This window comes from Myxococcus sp. MISCRS1, from assembly GCF_026626605.1.
In the GTDB taxonomy this organism is placed as follows: Bacteria; Myxococcota; Myxococcia; order Myxococcales; family Myxococcaceae; genus Myxococcus; species Myxococcus fulvus.
Genome location: NZ_JAPNKB010000001.1, coordinates 3335440 through 3353856, shown reverse-complemented (window position 1 = coordinate 3353856; position 18417 = coordinate 3335440). Strand labels below are relative to the sequence as shown.

The window sequence follows — 18417 nt, the reverse complement described above, 5'->3', positions numbered from 1 at the left end:
GGCGAGTCGCCCCGAGCGGGGCTTCCCGTGACGCCCCTTTGAAGTCGCTGGACGTCCTGGGCGTGGAGGCGGGTGACGCCTCCGCCTGGGCCCGGTTCGAGGGGATCGCCGCACCCGGACAGTCGCGTCATGGGGCCCCTCCTCTCCGCCGTTTCGACGTCCGCCCGCCTGCCCTGACGGCTCCGCCCGGACGCCCGCGTCAGGGCCACGCTGAATCGCCTCAACCCACTGTTTTCACTCGGGTTCCTCCGTGGCGTGTGGCTTGCTCTCCCGCAGGGCCATGCGTCGTCTCCGCCCCCTCCTGGCCTGTCTCTGCGGGCTGCTCGCGTCCCGCGTCCAGGCGCAGCCCCCTGCCCGGAGCCTGGGCGTCACCGTGTTCCCGGTGGGCGCCTACGTCCTGTCGGACACGGAGGGCGGGCGCGAGGCGGGCTACAGCGCGGGACTGGCCTGGAGCTATCGCCGGGAGGCGTCCCTCCTCGAGGTGGGCGGCCACGTGGCCTCCAGTCGACAGCTCACCGAGGCGACGCCCATGTCCCTGCGAATCACGCCCCCGGGGCCCCGACGGGTCCGTCCCTACCTGGGCCTCGGGCTGAGCTTCATGGTGGCCCACGCGCTCCGGGAGGAGGGGGCGACGCGCTCCCTCCAGCTGGGGGCGGAGCTGTGCGGGGGCCTGGACGTGGAGCTGGGCCGGGGACTCTTCCTCTCCGCCGAGGCCCGCTACCAGAACTTCTCCGCCACCGGCTCCCCGTTCGCCGGGGAGCGACAGGCGCTCTCGTCCGGATTCCTGGGGCTGGGAATGCACCTGTAGGCGCCTCGCGCTACAGGGCGGGCCCAACCTGTTGGAAGAAAATTTGCGCTGACTCTTGCGTCCTCTACAATCCTCGTCGGTTGCGGCCCAGACGCGTCCGACATGCTCGGAAGTTCAGTGGGCTGTACAGCAAGGGAGCGGAGATGGAGCGCAAGGTCGGGAGTAGCACGGTGACGGCCAAGGAGGTCAAGGCGGCGCTGGAGAAGACGCGCACGCTGTCGGCCGAGGAGGAGAAGGTGCTGCGCATGCGGCACGGCGCCGACGCTTCCAGCACGCGGGCTCCGCTGCCGCGCGCCGCAGGGGACAACGAGGAGCTGGGTGACGAGCTGCTCTTCATCGAGATGCAGCTGATGAAGGCCATGCGCGCCCGGGCCGCGGCCAAGACGCCCGCCACGAAGGCGGCGGCGCCCGCCGCGCCGCGCGCTCGCGAGACGGCCGCCAACCCGACGAAGGACAAGATTGTCCGGGCGCTGCGCAAGAAGAAGTAGTCGCCCGCGCGGTCACCACTACCGGTTGAGGATGGCCACGAGGCGCTCTCCCGCCTCGGGCAGCGCCAGCGGCGTGCCCGAGATTTCCGTGGCCAGTCCCTCCGCGTCATCCGTTCCACCCCGCGCGTACAGCCCCTTCAACCAGGCGGCGGCGGGCGGGTTGCGCCAGAAGTCCTCGTTGAAGCGCTCGGTGAGGCGCCCGGTGAGCCGGGCCTCCAGCGCCCACGCTCGCAGGTAGTGCGCCACGTAGAGCTGCGGGTCCACGTCGGACAGGAAGAAGCCGGGATGTGGCTCGGCGAAGAGGGCGCGGCGCTGGCCGTCGGCGTACTCGTCCGCGCGCTCGGTGGATGCGCCCTTCTGGCTCAGGGACAGCTCGTAGGACAGCTTCGCGCAGTGGCGCCGAAGCACGGCCAGGGCCTGGAACGCGGCCAGCCTCGCCGTGTCGCGCGCGAGCACCGCGCCCAGCCCCAGGTAGCGCTTGAGCCACTCGGGGGAGAGCAGCAGGCGCTCGAAGACGGCGGCGTGGGCCTCGGTGATGCCCGCGTCGCCCAGGCGGCGCAGCTCCATGGGCAGCGTCGCGGACACGTGCGCGCGGTGCTGCGCGTGGCCCAGCTCGTGGAGCAGGCTGCCCAGCGCGTCCAGTCCGCCGCGCGGCTGGAGCACCAGGCGGACGTCGTCCGGCACGCGCACGGTGACGACGAAGGGGCGCGAGGACTTGCCGGGGCGGTCCTCCTCGTCCAGCCGGATGCGGCCGTCCGCGTGCGGCGTGAAGCCCCACTCCATCAGCCAGCGCACCACGGCGGGCCACGCGTCCTCGCGGCGCAGGTGCTCGTCCATCCAGGGCGCCAGCAGCGCGGCCTGCACGTCGTGTCGGCGCGCGTCGCCGCCGGGCAGGGGCCTGAGCAGCGGGTCCACCTTCTTGAGCACGTACGCGAGCACGTCGCGGTACGCGTCCTCGGTGCGCCGGAGCGTCTCGTCCGCGGCCTTGGCGAGGTCGGCGTAGGGGATGCCGGTGACGTCCTGGCGCAGCGTGGGGTAGTCGGTGGCGCCCAGGCGCTCGGCGGCGTGGAGGGCGGCGTCGCGGCGGTCTCCGTAGAGGCCGCGCTGCTCCCAGAGGAAGTTGCCCACGGCGCGCTCCAGGCCGGCGCGGCGCGCGCGGCGGGGCTCGCGGGGGAGGCGGCCGAGGGCCTCCGTGAAGGCGTAGGTCTGGTCGTCGACGGTGAGCACCGCCTTGCTCTCGAGGTCGGCCACGGCCCGGGCGGCGCGGGCGGCGAGCGCCTCCTCGACGTGGGTGGCCACCAGCTCGCGCAGCAACTGGATGCGGCGCACCGCGAGGGGGTCCTCCTTGGCGCGGGCCTTGGCGAGCGCCTCGTTGGCGGCGATGAAGGTGTCCGGGGAGGACAGCTCGGGGAAGGAGGCGTGGAGGCTGGGGGGCTCGGAGGAGAGCCCGGCGCCGTGGCGATATTGGAGCGTGGCCAGCTCGGCGAGGAAGTCGTCCAGCCGCGTACGCACCGAGTGAAGGGGGCGGTCCATGGGGCCGCGCAAGCTACCAGGGGACGCGCTCGCCCGGGGGAACAGGTGAGGGGCCCTGGTGGCTCGCGGACCTGGCGGGTGGGCCTTGTGGTGGGCCGCGCCTTTCTGTAGCGAGCGGACTGGAAGTGAGGTGCCGCGAGTGAAGCGTCGGACATTCCGGGTGGAGGGCGCGGGGCGCGCCGTGGCGGAGGCGGTGGCCGGGGAGCTCGGACTGCCCGAGGCGCAGGCGCGCGAGCTGGTGGACGTGGGCGCCGTGTACGTGGGCGGCAAGCGCTGCCGCGACGCGAAGCTGCGGCTGACGTCCGGGCAGGTGGTGGCGGTGGTGCTGGAGGAGGGTGGGACGAGCTCGCTGGCCCAGGCGCCGGAGGCCCCCACGTTCCGGGTCCTTCACGAGGACGCGGAGGTGCTCGCGGTGGACAAGCCAGCGGGGCTCCCCGCGCAGCCCACGGAGGCGCGCGTGGGGGGCAACCTGGTGGACCAGGTGAGCCGGTACCTGGGACGCGAGGCGGGGCTGGTGCACCGGTTGGACCGCGAGACGTCGGGCGTGACGGTGTTCGGCAAGTCGGCGCGGGCGACGTCCGCGCTGGCGGCGGAGTTTCGCGAGGGGCGCGCGCGCAAGCGCTACGTGGCGGCCACGGGGCCGGGGCTGCCCGCGTCGGGCAAGGTGGACCTGCCGCTGTCCAAGGACCCGTCGCGTCCGGGGCGGTGGCGGGCGAGCCGGGCCGCCAACGGGGTGCCCGCGTTGACGTACTTCCGCACGCTGTATGCCGGGCCGGAGTTCTGCGTGGTGGAGCTGCTGCCGCACACGGGCCGCACGCATCAGCTGCGCGCGCACCTGACGGCCTTGGGGGCACCGATTCTGGGGGACGCTCGCTATGGCGGCGCGGCGAGGGCGGCGGGGACGGAGGCGGCGCGGTGCCTGTTGCATGCGCACGCGCTGGAGCTGGCCCATCCGGACACGGGGCGGACGCTCTCGGTGGAGGCGCCGGTGCCCGAGGACCTGCTGCGCTTCTTCACCCTCGCGGGCGTCGCGGTGCCGAGCGGCGCGGTGCCCGAGAAGTAGCGCGCCTCAGGCCACGCAGGTGAAGTCCCGGCCCTCGACCCAGCCCAGGTGGGCCAGGTCCTGACGCAGCTCCTCGCGGGCCCAGCGCACGCCGACGCAGACGAGGAGCGGCTCCTGTCCCGGCGGCCCCAGCTCCTCGGGGCCCACGACGGGAATCCCGTTGAGCCGGGTGCCCTTCTTGCGCGGATGCACATCGATGTAGCGCCGCACCTCCACGCCGTGCTCACGGAGGAGTCGCGTCATGAGCTTGCCGCTCGGGCCCGAGCCCCAGAGCGTGCAGACGCGGGCCTTCGAGAGGGGGCCGCGGCGGGCCACCAGGTAGCGGGCCTTGGTCCACATGAGCCTCTCGAGGCCATAGCGCGGGTCCGTCCGCGTCAGCCGCGCGGGGCTGTCGCGCCAGCGCAGGAGGACCTCGGGCAGGTTCTTGAGGGCGTGGCCCTGCTCGAGCAGCTCCAACCAGAGGGCGTAGTCCTCGGGGAAGTCCCCGTCCCGCCAGGCGCCGGTGGACGTCAGCGCGTCGCGGCGCAGGCAGACGGACGGGTGGCACAGGGGGCTCTCGATGAAGCGGGCGTGGAAGAGCTGCTCGGGGGAGGTCAGGCTGTTGATCCACCGCGCATAGGACTGGAGGGAGGGGCTCACGGGCTGGTCGTCCCGGAAGAGCTCCACGGCGGTGCCCACGCCGGCGAGCCCGGGGTCCGCCTCCAGGGCGTGGAGGCTGGCCTCGAGGCGTCGGGGCAGGGCCTCGTCGTCGGCGTCCATCCGGGCGACGTAGGGGGAGGAGGCTTGCCGGAGGCCCAGGTGGAGCGCGGAGACGAGGCCCCGGCCCTGGCCGGTGAGGACCTCCAGGCGCGAGTCCCGGGCGGCCAGGGCCTCCAGGACGGCGCGGGTGGCGTCGGTGGAGCCGTCGTCGATGGCCAGCAGCCGGAGGTCCTGGAGGGTGCCGTCGAGCAGGCTCCGGGCGGCGCGGGCCACGGTGGCCTCGGCATTTCGAGCGGGAAGGAGGACGGTGACAACCGGGATGGCCATCGTTGTGTAGACTGCCGCACCCATGGGTGGCGTGAGAAACGGCAAGGGCGCCGGAACGCCGGAGCCCGCGGCCGTCCGACAGGAGGTGCCGCGAGCCGGCACGCTCGACGTCGGGTCGACGGATGAGGCGGCGGAAGGGGTGGCTCGGCACTTCCGGGCCGCCGCGCGCTGGCTGCGCGAGGGCTCCGCCGCCCGGGCGTTCGAGGAGCTGACGACCGCCCGCCGCACCCTGCCGATGACGCCGCGCCTGGCCGCCGCGCTGGTGCGCTTCGGGCGGCTGGCGGGGGCCGAAACTGTTGCCATCGGGTTGCTGGAAGCCGTGCCGCCCACCGAGTCCGCCGACGTCCGGCTCGCCGTGCGCCGACAGCTCGCGCGCCTGTTGCGCAAGACGGGGCAGGGGACCCGCGCGGTGGCGGTGCTCGACGCGCTGACGTGGGAGTTCCCGGACGAGCGCCGCGCGCGGCGGGTCCTGGAGGCGCTCCGTGCGAAGAGCACGAAGCCCGCCGCCGCGCCCGTGGGGAGCGTGCTGGAGAAGCTGCCGACGAAGAAGACGGGCGCGCAGGGCGTGTCCATCTGGGAGGAGGACGAGGTCGACTACCACGCGGCGACGGTGGTGGACACCTCGGGCGTGGCGCCGAAGGTGACACCGGTGGCGCCGCCGCCGCGCTCGCTGACGATGGAGTTGTCGCGGGTGGAGTTCCAGGTGGAGGGACCGCCCCTGGGATTGGAGACCTCCGGGGCTGCTCGGTCGCTGGAGGGCGAGCCTCGGGAGAGCACGCGTGGTGGAGCCGTGCCATGGGAGGTGACGCCGACGGAGCCGGTGGCGCACGCGCGGGTTTCGGCGACGACGGGTGAGGCGTCGGCGGTCGAGGGTGTGTCGCGGGTCGAGGCGTCGAGCGCGGCCAGTCGGTCTTCCGAGTCTGGTGCGGGAGAGGATGTTCGGGCTTCGGCGGGAGAGGACACGCAGACGCGTGAGCCGACGGAGGTGGCGGCCTCGCCACTCGCCAGTACGGAACCGAGTGTGAGTCGTACCGATGCGCTGGCCCTGCCACTGGGCGATGAAGCTCGCGAAGAGTCGGGCACGACGCACGGTGTCCCCGTCGAAGGGACTCCCGATGGTTCGTCGGGCGCGGTCCCTGCGGTCGGGCTCCCGACTCATGTTGGCCCGACGGATACGGCTGCCGATGCTTCGTCGAGTGCGACCCCGGCGGTCGGCAGTGCGCCGGCCGCTGACCGCGCGGATGCGTCTGCTGGCGAAGGGGCGAGCGGGGCCTCGGCGGAAGGAAGCGAAGCACACGTCGGCCTGGGCTTTGCGGCGGCCGAGACTTCATCGGGCACGAGTCCGACCGAGCGCGCGGCTCCGAGCATCCGTCCGGAGACACCTTCGTCGTTCAGGAATCCTGCGGAACTGATTCGCGCGGAGCAGGGCGCTGGAGGCGCGTCGGGTCCTCAGTCTCTTGAAGCGAGCGGTTCGGCCGCCATCGGCCGGAACTGGGCTCCGGATGATTCCTCGACGGATGCCATCGAGGGCTCCGCGCGTCCGCTGCTGGAGGCTCCGCCCTCCGAGACCGACCTGCCCGCGAAGACCCAGGTCGAGATGCCCGCGGTCCGCCTGGGTGCACTCTCGGTTCCCTGGGACGACGCGTCCGAGGAGCCGGCTGCGCCGCGGCCCGCCCCCCCGAAGGGGAACCCGTCGGTTGTGGAGCCTCCCGCCCTCCAGCCCGCGGAGACGGAGCCGTCCGCGCGGGGCGCTGGCCCCACTCGAGTCGAGGACGCTCCGCGCTCGGAGACGACGGAGGTTCCGCTCGCGGACCTCCTCGCCGCGCTCGGGCGCGCATCCACGGGTGGCGATAACGCGGGTCGAGCCGCGCCTGCTCCCGTGGGAAGCAGCAGCGCCCCGGTGCCGCCGCGCTCGGGACGTCCGGGGTCGGGCGAGCATGTCCACGGCGAGGACACGGAGGAGTGGGCGCACTCCCAGAAGCTGGAGGCCCAGTTCATCGCGCGTCGTGCGTGGAAGGAGCTGGCCCAGCTGTACCTGAAGCGCGCGGACCGGGCGAAGGACCCGGCGGTGCGCGCGGAGGCGCTGACGCGACTGGCGGAGGTGATGGAGACCGAGCTCCAGGACCCCGCGGGCGCCGCGCGCATGTACGGCGAAATCGTCGAGCTGACGGGAGATCGCGTCGCGCTTCGTGAGCAGGTGCGGCTGTTGTCCTCTCGTGATGATGCCTCGCTGGTCCGGCGCGCGCTCGACGAGGCCATCCAGCGAGCGCGGACCGGGCGGGCGCGTGCGACGGCGCTGCTGACGCGAGGCGAGCGCTGGCTGCACATGGGGGAGCTCCAGAAGGCCCGTGCGGACTTCGAGGCCGCGGATGCGCTGGTGCCGGGGATGGTGCCCGCGCTGGCGGGGCTGCTGCTCTGTGTCGAGGGCGAAGAGAGACGCTCCCTGGCGTCTCGCCTGCGCACCGTGCTCGCGGGATTGCAGCGTCGGACGCCCGACCGGGCCGAGGCGCTTCGGGTGCTCGCGCGCACCGCCGAGGAGCAGCTGCGTGATTCGCAGCTGGCGCAGTGGGCCTGGAGTGAGGTGCTCGCCGAGAACCCCGAGAGTGAGCAGGCTCGGGAGCGGCTCTTGTGGCTCGCGCGCGAGCTGGGGGACACGCAGTCGCTGGGGAAGCTCCTGCGCGCGCAGCTGGCTCGGGAGTCACGCGGCCCCGCGGCGCGACAGGCGCGGCTCGAGCTGGTGGCCACGTTGGAGGCCGCCGGGGAGATGGAGGCCGCGCTGGGGGAGCTTCGCCAGGCGGTGCGTTTCGAGCCGGGGCACAAGGAGGCGTGGCTCCTGCTCGTGGAGCGGTTGTGGGCGCGTGGCAACCAGGGCGAGGCGGCCTGGGCGCTGGAGCATGCGGCCACCGCGACCGAGGACGAGCTCGAACGCGAGCAGACGTGGGAGCGGCTGGCGCGCTTGTGGCGCGAGTCGCTCGGCAACGCGGAGCGGGCGCAGGTCTACGCGCGGCGCGCGGAAGGGTTGAGGCTGGCGCGTGAGGAGCGGGAAGCGGCGCTGCCGCCGCCCGAGCCGCCCCGCAGCGCGACGCCTCGCCGCGAGTCCAGTGGGCCGAGGTCTCCGTTGGCTCCCTCGCCCGCGAAGTCGACGTCGCTCGTGGCGGCGGGCGGAGACCTGTCCGAGGAGATCACCTCGAGCTCCGACCCGAATGTCCCTCCGGGACAAGGGAGCGTCGAGGCGACGAGCATCGCGCCTCCTCGAGGCGACAGGACGACGGGACCGTCGGCGGCGAGTGGTGCGTCCGGGGCAGCCGCTTCACAGCCGCAGGCGGGCGCCGCTGCCGTTCCCTCCGGCGCACCACGAGCCGAGAGGTCCGCACTTCCGGCGGGGGCGAACAGCCCGAGTGACAGGGGCGAGAGGGGCGTACCCGGCGACGTCGCGACGCCGTCGAGTACGAACAGCCCGGGTCCGCGAGGTGGGAAGTCCGCGCAGCCCGCCGACGGGCTGTCCGCCAACGCTTCCTCTCCGCGCACTCATGCGCCCACGAGTGTCTCGCCCGCCAGCGCGCCTCGTGCGGAGAAGGGTGCTGCGGCTGGCAACGCGCCTCGCGCGGAGAAGCCCGTTGCGTCCGCCGATGTCGCGCCCGGCAATGCATCTCGTGCGGAGAGGGGCCTTCTGCCCAGCGGTGGTGCGCCCGCCAGCGCGCCTCGTACGGAGAGGGGTGCGGCACCCGGCAGCGCATCTCGCACGGAGAGGCCTGGCCCCTCCGCAGGTGCGGTATCCGGCAACGCGCCTCGTAATGAGAGGTCCGCTCCATCGACCGGCGCCGCTCCCGACAACGCATCTCGCACGGAGAAGCCGGCGCCCTCGGCAGGGCCTGTATCCGGCAATGCAGCTCGTACGGAGAAGCCTGCAGCGTCCGCGGGGGCCGCATCTGGCAACGCACCTCGTCCGGAGAATCCTGCTGCGTCCTCAGGAGCCGCAGTCGGCAAATCACCTCGCTCGGAGATGCCAGCTGCATCCGCGGGCGCAGCACCTGGCAACGCATCTCGCACGGAGAGACCTGCTGCGTCCGCGGGAGACGCTGGTGGCAACGCATCTCGCATGGAGAGACCTGCTGCGTCCGCGGGAATCGCGGACGGCAACCCACCTCGCTCGGAGAAGCCCGCGCTCTCCACCGGCGCCGCGGCCGGCAACGCACCTCGCCCGGAGAAGCCCGCGCTCTCCACCGGCGCCGCGCCCGGCAACCCACCTCGCTCGGAGAAGTCCGCGCTCTCCACCGGCGCCGTGCCCGGCAACGCATCTCGCCCGGAGAAGCCCGCGCTCTCCACCGGCGCCGCGCCCGGCAACGCGTCTCGCGGGGAGAACCCCGCGCCCCGCGCCGCGAAGCCTGCGCCCTCCGGTGCGCGTACGGAGAAGCCCGCGCCCCCGGTCCTCGCTCGCGTGGAGAAGCCCGCGCCCCGCGAGGACAGTCTCGCCGCGCTCGGTCCGGAGCTGGAGCGTCCCGCCCCGTCGGGCTCCACGGTCGTCTTCGGCGAGAACGCCCCCGCGCCTCGCGCGGACCCGCAGCCCCGCGCGCCCCGAGACGAGAAGCCCCGAGCCCCGAGCCCCGCGCGTCCCCCGGAGCCCCAGCCGCGAGGTGGCAGGGCCATCGACCTGATGAGCGGCGGCGCCATGGACCTCGACGCTCCGCCCGTGCCCGAGACGCGCATCATCTCCTGGGAAGCCCCGCCGGGCCGCATGGACCCCGTGCGCCGCGTCCACCGCGCCAACCGCCCCGAGGGCACCGCCGCCGGCCCCGCGCCGGGCCGCACCTTCATCGCGAAGCCCCCGCCGCCCGCCGCCCCGCTCGTCGGCGCCGCCGAGACGCGCGAGAACCCCATCGTCGTCCCCGAACCGGCCCCCGCCTCGGACACCGAGCCGGAGGTCTTCCGCCAGCTCCGCGAGCGCCCGCTCGACACCGCCACCTACGAGCAGCTCGCCGACTTCTTCGACACCCGAGGCGACGCCCCCCGCGCCGTCCTCATGCGCGAAATCGTCGAGGCCCTCGCCGGTCGCGAAACGCCCGCCCCCCGCCTCCAGCGTCCACCCCTCACCGGCGACGAGCGCGCGGGCCTGCGTCACCCGGGCCTGCGCACCGCCTCGGGCGAGCTGCTCGCCTGCGCCGGCATCGCCCTGTGCCGCCTGTTCCCCGCCCAGGGCCGCGCCGCGGACGCCTCCGAGCCCCTGCGCGCCGTCGCCGGCCCGGGCGCGCCCGCCGTCCTCGACGCACTCCACACCTCCGCGCGCATCCTCGCGATGAACCTGCCGGAGCTCGTGCTCGCCGACGACGACGGCCCGCCCTTCACCGCCGTCCACACCGACAAGCCGCGCCTGCTCGTCGGCCGCGCCGCCATCCGCCAGCCCCTGCCCGCCGCCGAGCTGCGCTTCCACGCCGGCCGCGCCCTCCTGTCCCTCTCCCCGGACCTGCTCGCCCTGCGCGCGCTCAAGGGCGCCCAGCTCCTGCGCGCCCTCGCCCTGTTGTCCACCGTCCTCAAGGACCCCAAGGACTCCAGCGCCGACGCGCGGCTCGTGCGCGATGCGCTGTCCCCGCGCGCCCTGGAGCGCACCCTGGAGCTGCTCGAGCCCGGCACCCGCGACTTCAACGCCTCCGCCCTCGCGGACGCCGCGCGCGACTCCGCCAACCGCGCGGGCCTGGTGGCCTGCGGCGGCGTGGGCCCCGCCGTCACGGTGATTCGCTCCCGCCGCTCCCAGGACCCGGAGCTGGTAGAGCTGCTGCGCTTCGCCGCGTCCGAGCGCTATCTCGCGCTGCGCGACCCCTCGCGCTGAAGCCTCAATTCACCTGCAGGCGGATGGTGAGCGCCAGCATGCGGCTCTTCTCCCCACCCAGCTCGTGCCGGTACGCGATGTCCAGCCCGCCGCCCTGCTCCGTCATGAAGCCCAGGCCCGTGCTCAGCCGCGACGTGCGCGTGAAGCCGTCATACGAATAGCCGGCGCGGATCGGCACCTGCATCCCCATCAGGTACTCCAGCCCACCCGCGTACGTGAGCGTCGTCTTGTCGTCCGTCTCGAAGTCCGCGCGCACGTCACCGGCCAGCGTCAACATCCCCGACATGATGCCGATGTGGCCCGTGTAGTAGCGCGACAGCTCCACGTTGTCGGTGTTGATGAGGTTGTGCCCCGACACGCCGGCCACGAACGACTGCGACAGCCGCATCAGCACGCCCGTGTCCACTGTCACCGAGTTGGCATATCGCCCCGTGCCGCTCATGCGCAGGTAGCGCGCCACGCCACCAATCAGGATGCCCGGGGTCAGCGGGAACCCCACGCCCAGCGAGCTCAGATGCGCGCTGGTGCGAGCACCGCCCCGGCCCAGGCTGACCCAGTGGTAGTCCACCCCCATGGCCAGCTTGCTGGTGGCCCCGTCGATGACGGAGATGCCGAGCATGCCCTCCTTGAGCGCCGTGTCCCACGCGCCCGTGCCCTCGAAGCGGTAGGCCGGCCACAGCGCCATGGCGGCGGGGTTGCCCAGCACCGCCTCCGTGCCCAACCCCAGGGCGCGGTACGCGCCCCCCATGCCATAGGCGCGCGCGCTCATGATGTCCCTCAGGTCCTCGGAGGGCTGGGCGGAAGCGGCGGTGGAGACACACACAGCCAACAACAGGACGACGGGACGGAGCGACATGGGATGGCCATCCTAACCAGCTTGATGGGGGGGAAGGGCGCCAATAGATTCGCTGCCCTCATGTCCGCCAACACACCGAAGGCAGAGTCCCTCATCCGCAAGTGTGTCATCCCGGCAGCCGGGCTGGGCACGCGTTTCCTGCCGGCCACCAAGTCGGTGCCCAAGGAGATGCTCCCCATCGTCGACACGCCCACCCTCCAGTACATCGTGGAGGAGGCCGTGTCCGCCGGCATCGAGGATGTCGTCCTCATCAATGGCCGCGGCAAGGGCGCCATCGAGGACCACTTCGACATCGGCTTCGAGCTGGAGACCACCCTGCGCGCCCGCGGCAAGACGGCGGACGCCGACAAGCTGCGCGCCATCGCGGACCTGGTGCGCGTGGTCAGCATCCGCCAGAAGGAGCCCAAGGGCCTGGGCCACGCGGTGCTCTGCGCCAAGAGCGCCATCGGTGACGAGCCCTTCGGCGTCCTCCTGGGCGATGACATGATCGACGCCGAGGAGCCGGGCATCCGCCAGCTCGCCCGCGTGTTCCGCAAGTACAACCAGGCCGTCATCGCGCTGATGGAAGTGCCCGACGACGAGACGCACATGTACGGCATCGCCGCGGGCACGGACCTGGGCGACGGCGTCATCCGCATCGACCGCGTGGTGGAGAAGCCCAAGAAGGGCACCGCTCCCTCCAACCTCGCCGTCATCGGCCGCTATGTGCTGCCGCCGGAGATCTTCCCCATCCTGGAGAAGCAGACTCCCGGGGTCGGCGGGGAAATCCAGCTCACCGACGGTCTGGCCACGCTGCAGCAGTCGCACGGTCTCTTGGGCTACAAATTCAAGGGTCAGCGCTATGACGCGGGCGACAAGGTGGGGTACCTCAAGGCGAACATCGCCTACGCGCTCAAGCGCCCCGACCTGCGGGGCGGGCTGCTCGAGTACATGCGTGAGGTCGTGAAGACGGAGAAGCCGTGAAGCGCATCGTCGCACTCGTCGCAGTCCTGCTGTCCTTCACCGCTTTCGCCTACGTGCTGCCCGGGGGCTCCATCCTCCGGCGCATGGTGACCGAGCGCGACGAGCTCAAGCTGTCCGGGCTGCGCGTGGAGGGCTCGCTGAGCTTCCTGGGTCCCGCAGTGAAGGAGGCTGGCGCCGCGCTGGGCGCGGCGACGGACCGCCCCGACGTGCAGGGAGACGGCGTGCTGTACCTGCGCATGCCGGGGCGCTGCCGCTTCGAGGCGTCCGTGCCGGATGGCAACTCGCGCTCCGCGGTGGTGCAGGTGGCGGGGCGTCGCCGGCTGGAGGGCAACGAGATTGCGTCCCTGTCGGTGCTCGTCGCGCAGGTGTGCCCGCTGTTCGCCGCGGGCGGCGGCCCCGTGCAGCAGCTCAAGGAGTCCGTGCAGCAGTACCTGCAGGGGCTGGGCGTCGACACGACGCGCACGGGCCTGGCGCGCTTCAGCGGAGAGGTGACGTACGTGCTCGGCGAGCAGGGGGAGAATCGTCCCCAGTTCTGGGTGTACAAGGACTCGTTCCGCCCCGCGCGGCTGCGCTACACGGACGCGGCGAAGGTGGCCTGGGACGTGCGCTTCCTCGACTACAACTCGCCCGCGGTGGGTGAGGCCATGCCGCGCACCATCGAGGTGTGGCGTGGAGACCAGCGCGCCGTGCGCTTCACCGCGCTGAAGGGCGACACCCGGGCCACCGTGCCCGACAAGCTCTTCACGCCGTAGTGCGACACCGCTCCCCTCGCCGGAGACGTTGACGCGTCACGGCGAGGCGCGAGGGCGGTGCCGGGTGTTCCTTGCGACTCGCTTGCGACGTTCCGGTGGCGCGTTGAAGAGTCACGCCCGTCCGGTCGCTGTCCGCCGGCCCACTGACGGAGGAACGCACATGAAGGTCTTTGGCCATCCGCTGAGCACCTGTACGCGCAAGGTCCTCGCCACGCTGGCGGAGAAGGGGCGCGAGGCGGAGCTCGTGCTCGTCGACCTGACGAAGGGCGAGCACAAGTCGCCGGCGCATTTCGCGCGGCATCCGTTCGGCGTCATCCCGACGCTCGAGGACGATGACGGCTTCATGCTGTACGAGTCGCGCGCCATCATCCGCTACCTGGACCGCGTGCTGCCGGGGCCGTCGCTCACGCCCGCGGCGCCGAAGGCCTACGGCTTGATGGAGCAGTACCTCAGCGTGGAGCAGTGCTACTTCTCTCCCTCGGCCTTCAAGGTGTCGTGGGAGCGGCTCTTCAAGCCGCACATGGGCGGCGGCCCGGTGGACGAGGCCCGCGTGGCCGAGGGGCGTCAGGGCGTGGCGAAGGTGTTCGCCATCCTCGACCCGGTGCTGGCGAAGCAGCCGTTCCTCGCGGGTGACAGCTTCTCGCTCGCGGAGGTGGCGTGGCTGCCGGACCTGACGTTCTTCCTCACCTTCGACGAGGAGAAGGCCCTGCTGGCCGAGCACAAGCACGTGGCCGCGTGGTGGGAGCGCATCAGCGGCCGCCCCGCGTGGCGCAAGGTGACCGGAGCGTAGCCGAGCGGCGACGGGGCCGTGCTCGCCCGTGAGCGCGGTCCCGTGGGCTTTGAGCGGGAGGTGCTGTCGCGCGGCTTCGCATCGGGCCCGACGGCCGTGGACGGATGAGCGGCGAGCCCGGTGCCGCGCGTGTGGCGGTGCGGCGTTTGTCGGGAGCCCCCTCTCGCGCGGGCGAGGTCCCTCGCTCGACGTGCTTCGCGCATGCAGTGGTGTGTCGCTCGTCGGCGGACCGCCACCTCGCGCGAGATGCTCGCGGGTGCGTCCTGCTATGCCCCCGAGGTGCGCCGGGCGACGTCGGAGTCAGCTCGGGGCGCCTCGTGCGCGGGCGCGGGGCGCCACATGAACCACTGCGGCGGGCCGCCGTCGAAGCAGGGCTCGGTGCGCTGCAGGTCGAAGCCGAAGCCCTGATACCAGTCGCGGTTGGAGGCCTTGGCCGTCTCCAGGAAGCACGGCGCGCGGGTCTCCTCGGCCAGCGCCAGCCCCGCGCGCATCAACCGCGCGCCCACGCCCTTGCCCTGGTGCGCCGGGTCCACGGCGATGGTGGCCAGGTACCAGTGGGGCGGCGTGTGCGGGTGGTATCGCTCCAGCCTCGCCAGCGCCTGGAGGGCCAGCCGCGCGCGCCCTGGGAAGTACCGCAGTCCGGCCCAGACCGTGGGCAGGAAGATGGCCTGCCGCCCGAGTGACTGGGGGAAGCCGCCCGGACTCAACCACGCCGCCACGCCCGTGAGCTGCCCGTCCGCGACGGTGGCATGCACCACGCCGTGCGCGAGGCAGTCCTCCACGGTGGCCCGATAGAACTCGGCCGACACCCGCGCCCGGCGCTCGGAGGGGCCGGGGAAGAGCTCCGCGAGGAACGGGTAGTCATCGAAGGCACGCGCGCACATCGGGCCCACCTGTCCCAACAGCTCCGGCCCCAGGCTCTCGATGCCCACGCTCATGCGTCAGGGACTGTAGCCCGGGCTCACCCTGCGCGGGTCCGTCATCCCGCTCGTGCCGTCCGCCTGCTCTGAAGTCAGGCGCCTCCGCGGTGCGCCATCCCTGGAGCGAGCCTCACCACCCAGGGCCTCCGCCGAGCACCTGGTGACACGCTCGCCTTCGTGCCAGCCAGGTCGCGGGCGAACCGACCGGCTTCACGTCGGAGCCCTCGCGTCACGTGGGCCCTGGCCGGGGTGGGGACTCGTTCTATGGTGCGCCCCGATGGGTGTTCGACCACGATGTGACGGGGGCCAGGCCACCCCCGGGCCGGCGCGATGCGATGACAGGAGCGGACGACTCCGTGGGCTCGTGCTCGCGCTCGTCCTGACCTCGTCGGTGGCGTGGGCCCAGGCGCCTCGGAACGCCACGCTCCAGGACTTCCATCACACGGCGTGGACCCAGAAGGATGGCGCGCCCGCCGGAGTCTGGGCCATGGCGCAGACGCGCGATGGCTGGCTGTGGTTGGGGACGGCCTCGGGGCTGTATCGCTTCGACGGCGTCCACTTCGAGCGCCACGACCTGCTGCCCGAGGGGAGCCTCGCGTCGCGCTCGGTGGGTGTGCTTCACGCCCTTCGCAACGGAGACCTCTGGGTCGGCTACTCCTTCGGCGGCGCGAGTGTCCTCGGGGCGGGCGGCGAGGTGCGCCACTTCGCCCCGGGCGGGCTGCCCGAGGGCAAGCCCGTGGAGTCCTTCGACGAGGACGGCGACGGGCGTGCCTGGGCCCACACGCCCCAGGGGCTGCATGTCTTCGAGGCGGGCGGCTGGTCGCGTGCGGACGCTCGCTGGGGGCTGCCGGAGGATGAATGGTCCGACAGCCTCCAGGACGTGAGCGGCGCGTTGTGGATGGTGGGCTCGAGCGGCGTGTACGTGCTGCGACCCGGGACCCGTCGCTTCGAGCGCGTGGAGCACGACGGCCCCACCTTGCATTCCCTGGTCCTGGGCCACGATGGGAGCTTCTGGCGGTACGACGAGCGCGGCGCCAGCCCCCTGCGAGGACCTGGCTTTCCAGCGCCTTCGGCCCACGTCCCAGCCGAGGCGTGGAGCAGCCACGCGGTGATTTCCGTCTTCGACCGGGATGGCTCCAACTGGCTCGTCGGGTGTCCGCAAGGCGGTATCTGCCGGGTCGCGAAGCCCTTCGAAGGGGGGCGGTTCGTCCGGCGCACCGAGGCGACCGATGTCTTCGGCGCTCGCGAGGGGCTCTCGTCGGACGCGGCCATGACGCTGTTCCGGGACCGCGAGGGCAACGTCTGGGTCGGCACCCAGCTCGGCGTGGACCGCTTCCGGCGCAATGACGTCGCCACCCTGCGCTTCCCCACGCATACGAGCTACTTCGCGCTCGTGGCGGACCGTCAGGGCCGCGTGTGGTCGGGCTCCGCCATGCGGGTGCGCAACACCGACTTCTGGTGGCGGTTGGAGGCGTCCCCGGTCCGCGTGCCCGGCATCGAAGGGGAGATGACCGCCACCTTGCTGGACTCGGACGGGCGCCTGCTCCTGGGCGGCTCGTCGGGCTTCTGGCGCTTCGACCCGGAGACCGGCCACGTGGAGACCCTCTCCCGCCCCGAGCAGGAAGAGGAACAGCGCATCCAGGCCATCGTGCGCGACGCCGAGGGCCGGCTGTGGGTGTCCTTCCGCGCCTCGACGGTGTACCGGCTGGATGGGGAGACCTGGACGCCGAAGGGGGGCCTCGCCGCGCTGCCGGACCTGCCGCCCGCGCGCGCGGTGCTGGATGACCAGGGCCGCCTGTGGTTCGGCTACAGCTCCAACCAGGTCGTCATCCTCGAGGGCGCGCACGTGCGCTCCTTCACCGAGGCACAGGGCCTGCGCACCGGCACGGTGACGGCCATCCTCCCTGGAGAGACCACGCTGGTGGGCGGCGCGCTGGGGCTGGCCGCGTTCGACGGCGCGCGCTTCCGGATGCTGAAGGCGACGCAGGCCGAGGTGCTGACGGGCCTCACCGGCCTGGTGAAGACGGACGACGGAGCACTGTGGCTCAACGGCCAGGCGGGTGGCGCGCGCATCGCCGCGGAGGACCTGCGCCGCGCGCTGGCGGAGCCGGACTTCGTGATGCCCGTCGAGCGCTTCGACATGAACGACGGCATGCCCGGCGGCGCGCAGCAGATCCGCCCGTTGCCCACGCTGGTGCGGGGAGCAGACGGTCGGCTCTGGTTCGCCGCCGTCAACGGCCTGGGCTGGATGGACCCGCGCCGCATCGAGCGCAACGCCTTGCCCCCGCCGGTCATGATTCGCTCCGTGTCCTCCGGCGAGACGTCGTACGCGGGCACCGCGCGACTGGCGCTCCCGCCGCGCACACGCGAGCTGCGCATCGCCTACACGGCGCTGAGCCTGGGGATGCCGGAGCGGGTCACCTTCCGCTACCGGCTCGAAGGCGTGGATGACGGCTGGAAGGACGCGGGCGCCCGGCGCGAGGCGACGTACACCAACCTGGGGCCGGGCCACTATCGCTTCCAGGTGATGGCGGCCAACGAGGACGGCGTCTGGAACGAGCAGGGCGCGTCGCTCGAGGTCGACATCGCGCCGACCTTCTTCCAGACGCGCGCGTTCGCGGTGCTGTGTGTCGTCGGGGGCGCGGGGCTCCTGTGGCTGCTGTACGCGCTGCGGATGTGGCGCGTGACGCAGCGCTTGCGGTTGCGCCTGGAGGAGCGCCACGCGGAGCGCGAGCGCATCGCCCGGGAGCTGCACGACACCCTGCTGCAGGGCATCCAGGGGCTCGTGCTCAACGTGCACGTGGTGACGTCGAGTCTTCCAGCGGGGGATGCGCGGCTCGGGCTCGAGTCCGCGTTGGACCGCGCGGACTCCGTGCTGACGGAGGGTCGGGACCGGGTGAGCTCCCTGCGGGACACCTCCGCGAGCAAGGACGACCTGGCCGAGGCCTTCACGTCCCTGGCGCGGGAGCTCGACGAGCGGGAGGGGCCCCGGCTGCGCATGGTGGTGCGGGGCGAGGCGCGCACGCTGGAGCCCCTGGTCGCGGACGAGCTCTATCGCATCGGCCGCGAGGCCATCGGCAACGCGTTCGTGCACTCCCAGGCGCGCGAGGTCGAGGTGAGCCTGCTGTTCGAGCACCCCGAGCTGCGGCTGTGCGTGCGTGACGACGGCCGAGGCATCGACGTGGCCACGCTGGAGCGGGGCGGACGCGCCGGGCACTGGGGCTTGCGCGGCATGCGCGAGCGCGCAGAGAAGGTCGGCGGCCGGCTCGACATCATCAGCGGCGAGGGACGCGGGACCGAAATCCAGGTCGTGGTGCAAGCCCAGCGCGCCTATCTGCGCCGGCCACTGGAGGGACTGCGGCGACTGGTGCCTCGGCTCGGTCGGCGCTGAGGT

At 72.9% G+C, this 18417-nt stretch carries 12 protein-coding genes; 8 read left to right on the top strand and 4 right to left on the bottom strand.

Features of this window, described 5'->3' with window-relative positions; all coding sequences use genetic code 11:
* Positions 1-280 precede the first annotated feature (280 nt).
* Together OWM54_RS12885 and OWM54_RS12880 are read left to right on the top strand one after the other, a co-directional pair.
* The gene (locus OWM54_RS12885; protein ID WP_141332550.1) at positions 281-808 is read left to right on the top strand and encodes a hypothetical protein; all 528 of its coding nucleotides are present in this window, start codon (positions 281-283) and stop codon (positions 806-808) included.
* A gap of 143 nt (positions 809-951) precedes the next feature.
* Complete coding sequence (locus OWM54_RS12880; RefSeq protein ID WP_046711509.1) at positions 952-1296, top strand: hypothetical protein; 345 nt, start codon at positions 952-954, stop codon at positions 1294-1296.
* 18 nt (positions 1297-1314) lie between these two features.
* Here OWM54_RS12880 and OWM54_RS12875 read toward each other — a convergent pair whose 3' ends face one another.
* The gene (locus OWM54_RS12875) at positions 1315-2829 is read right to left on the bottom strand and encodes a peptidase M3 (RefSeq protein WP_267697703.1); all 1515 of its coding nucleotides are present in this window, start codon (positions 2827-2829) and stop codon (positions 1315-1317) included.
* Between the two features lie 139 nt (positions 2830-2968).
* Here OWM54_RS12875 and OWM54_RS12870 point away from each other — a divergent pair, with 139 nt between their 5' ends.
* Entirely contained in the window at positions 2969-3892 is a 924-nt protein-coding gene (locus tag OWM54_RS12870; RefSeq protein WP_223784864.1) for an RluA family pseudouridine synthase, read from the top strand.
* A gap of 6 nt (positions 3893-3898) precedes the next feature.
* On the opposite strand, the gene OWM54_RS12865 is transcribed toward OWM54_RS12870, so the two are convergent.
* Positions 3899-4918 (bottom strand): glycosyltransferase, encoded by a 1020-nt coding sequence (locus OWM54_RS12865; protein ID WP_267697702.1) that lies wholly within the window; start codon positions 4916-4918, stop codon positions 3899-3901.
* 22 nt (positions 4919-4940) lie between these two features.
* On the opposite strand from OWM54_RS12865, the gene OWM54_RS12860 reads away from it, so the two are divergent.
* Positions 4941-10742, top strand: a complete 5802-nt coding sequence (locus OWM54_RS12860; RefSeq protein WP_267697701.1) for a hypothetical protein — start codon at positions 4941-4943, stop codon at positions 10740-10742.
* A gap of 4 nt (positions 10743-10746) precedes the next feature.
* Here the strand turns inward: OWM54_RS12860 and OWM54_RS12855 are convergent, their stop codons facing one another.
* A complete protein-coding gene (locus OWM54_RS12855) occupies positions 10747-11598 on the bottom strand; it encodes a hypothetical protein (protein WP_223746439.1) in 852 nt (283 codons plus the stop codon).
* A gap of 60 nt (positions 11599-11658) precedes the next feature.
* On the opposite strand from OWM54_RS12855, the gene galU reads away from it, so the two are divergent.
* The 3 genes from galU (at position 11659) to OWM54_RS12840 (ending at position 14103) form a co-directional block, all read left to right on the top strand.
* Positions 11659-12561, top strand: coding sequence for a UTP--glucose-1-phosphate uridylyltransferase GalU (gene galU, locus OWM54_RS12850; RefSeq protein WP_223746440.1), 903 nt, complete (start codon positions 11659-11661; stop codon positions 12559-12561).
* Positions 12558-13313, top strand: coding sequence for a hypothetical protein (locus OWM54_RS12845; RefSeq protein WP_223784868.1), 756 nt, complete (start codon positions 12558-12560; stop codon positions 13311-13313). The genes galU and OWM54_RS12845 overlap by 4 nt, the downstream gene beginning before the upstream one ends.
* 160 nt (positions 13314-13473) lie before the next feature.
* Complete coding sequence (locus OWM54_RS12840) at positions 13474-14103, top strand: glutathione S-transferase family protein (RefSeq protein WP_141332251.1); 630 nt, start codon at positions 13474-13476, stop codon at positions 14101-14103.
* A 266-nt stretch (positions 14104-14369) separates the two neighbouring features.
* Here the strand turns inward: OWM54_RS12840 and OWM54_RS12835 are convergent, their stop codons facing one another.
* Positions 14370-15041 carry a GNAT family N-acetyltransferase gene (locus OWM54_RS12835; RefSeq protein ID WP_223746442.1) on the bottom strand — a complete coding sequence of 224 codons (672 nt, stop codon included), beginning with the start codon at positions 15039-15041 and terminating at the stop codon, positions 14370-14372.
* A gap of 346 nt (positions 15042-15387) precedes the next feature.
* On the opposite strand from OWM54_RS12835, the gene OWM54_RS12830 reads away from it, so the two are divergent.
* On the top strand, positions 15388-18414 hold the full coding sequence (locus tag OWM54_RS12830) for a sensor histidine kinase (protein ID WP_223746443.1): 3027 nt from the start codon (positions 15388-15390) through the stop codon (positions 18412-18414).
* Positions 18415-18417 lie beyond the last annotated feature (3 nt).

Excerpts from the sequence above, each read along its gene's own strand:
- OWM54_RS12885 (WP_141332550.1), top strand. The coding sequence starts at position 281 with ATGCGTCGTCTCCGCCCCCTCCTGGCCTGTCTCTGCGGGCTGCTCGCG.
- OWM54_RS12880 (WP_046711509.1), top strand. The coding sequence starts at position 952 with ATGGAGCGCAAGGTCGGGAGTAGCACGGTGACGGCCAAGGAGGTCAAG.
- OWM54_RS12875 (WP_267697703.1), bottom strand. The coding sequence starts at position 2,829 with ATGGACCGCCCCCTTCACTCGGTGCGTACGCGGCTGGACGACTTCCTC.
- OWM54_RS12865 (WP_267697702.1), bottom strand. The coding sequence starts at position 4,918 with ATGGCCATCCCGGTTGTCACCGTCCTCCTTCCCGCTCGAAATGCCGAG.
- OWM54_RS12860 (WP_267697701.1), top strand. The coding sequence starts at position 4,941 with ATGGGTGGCGTGAGAAACGGCAAGGGCGCCGGAACGCCGGAGCCCGCG.
- OWM54_RS12855 (WP_223746439.1), bottom strand. The coding sequence starts at position 11,598 with ATGTCGCTCCGTCCCGTCGTCCTGTTGTTGGCTGTGTGTGTCTCCACC.
- galU (WP_223746440.1), top strand. The coding sequence starts at position 11,659 with ATGTCCGCCAACACACCGAAGGCAGAGTCCCTCATCCGCAAGTGTGTC.
- OWM54_RS12840 (WP_141332251.1), top strand. The coding sequence starts at position 13,474 with ATGAAGGTCTTTGGCCATCCGCTGAGCACCTGTACGCGCAAGGTCCTC.
- OWM54_RS12835 (WP_223746442.1), bottom strand. The coding sequence starts at position 15,041 with ATGAGCGTGGGCATCGAGAGCCTGGGGCCGGAGCTGTTGGGACAGGTG.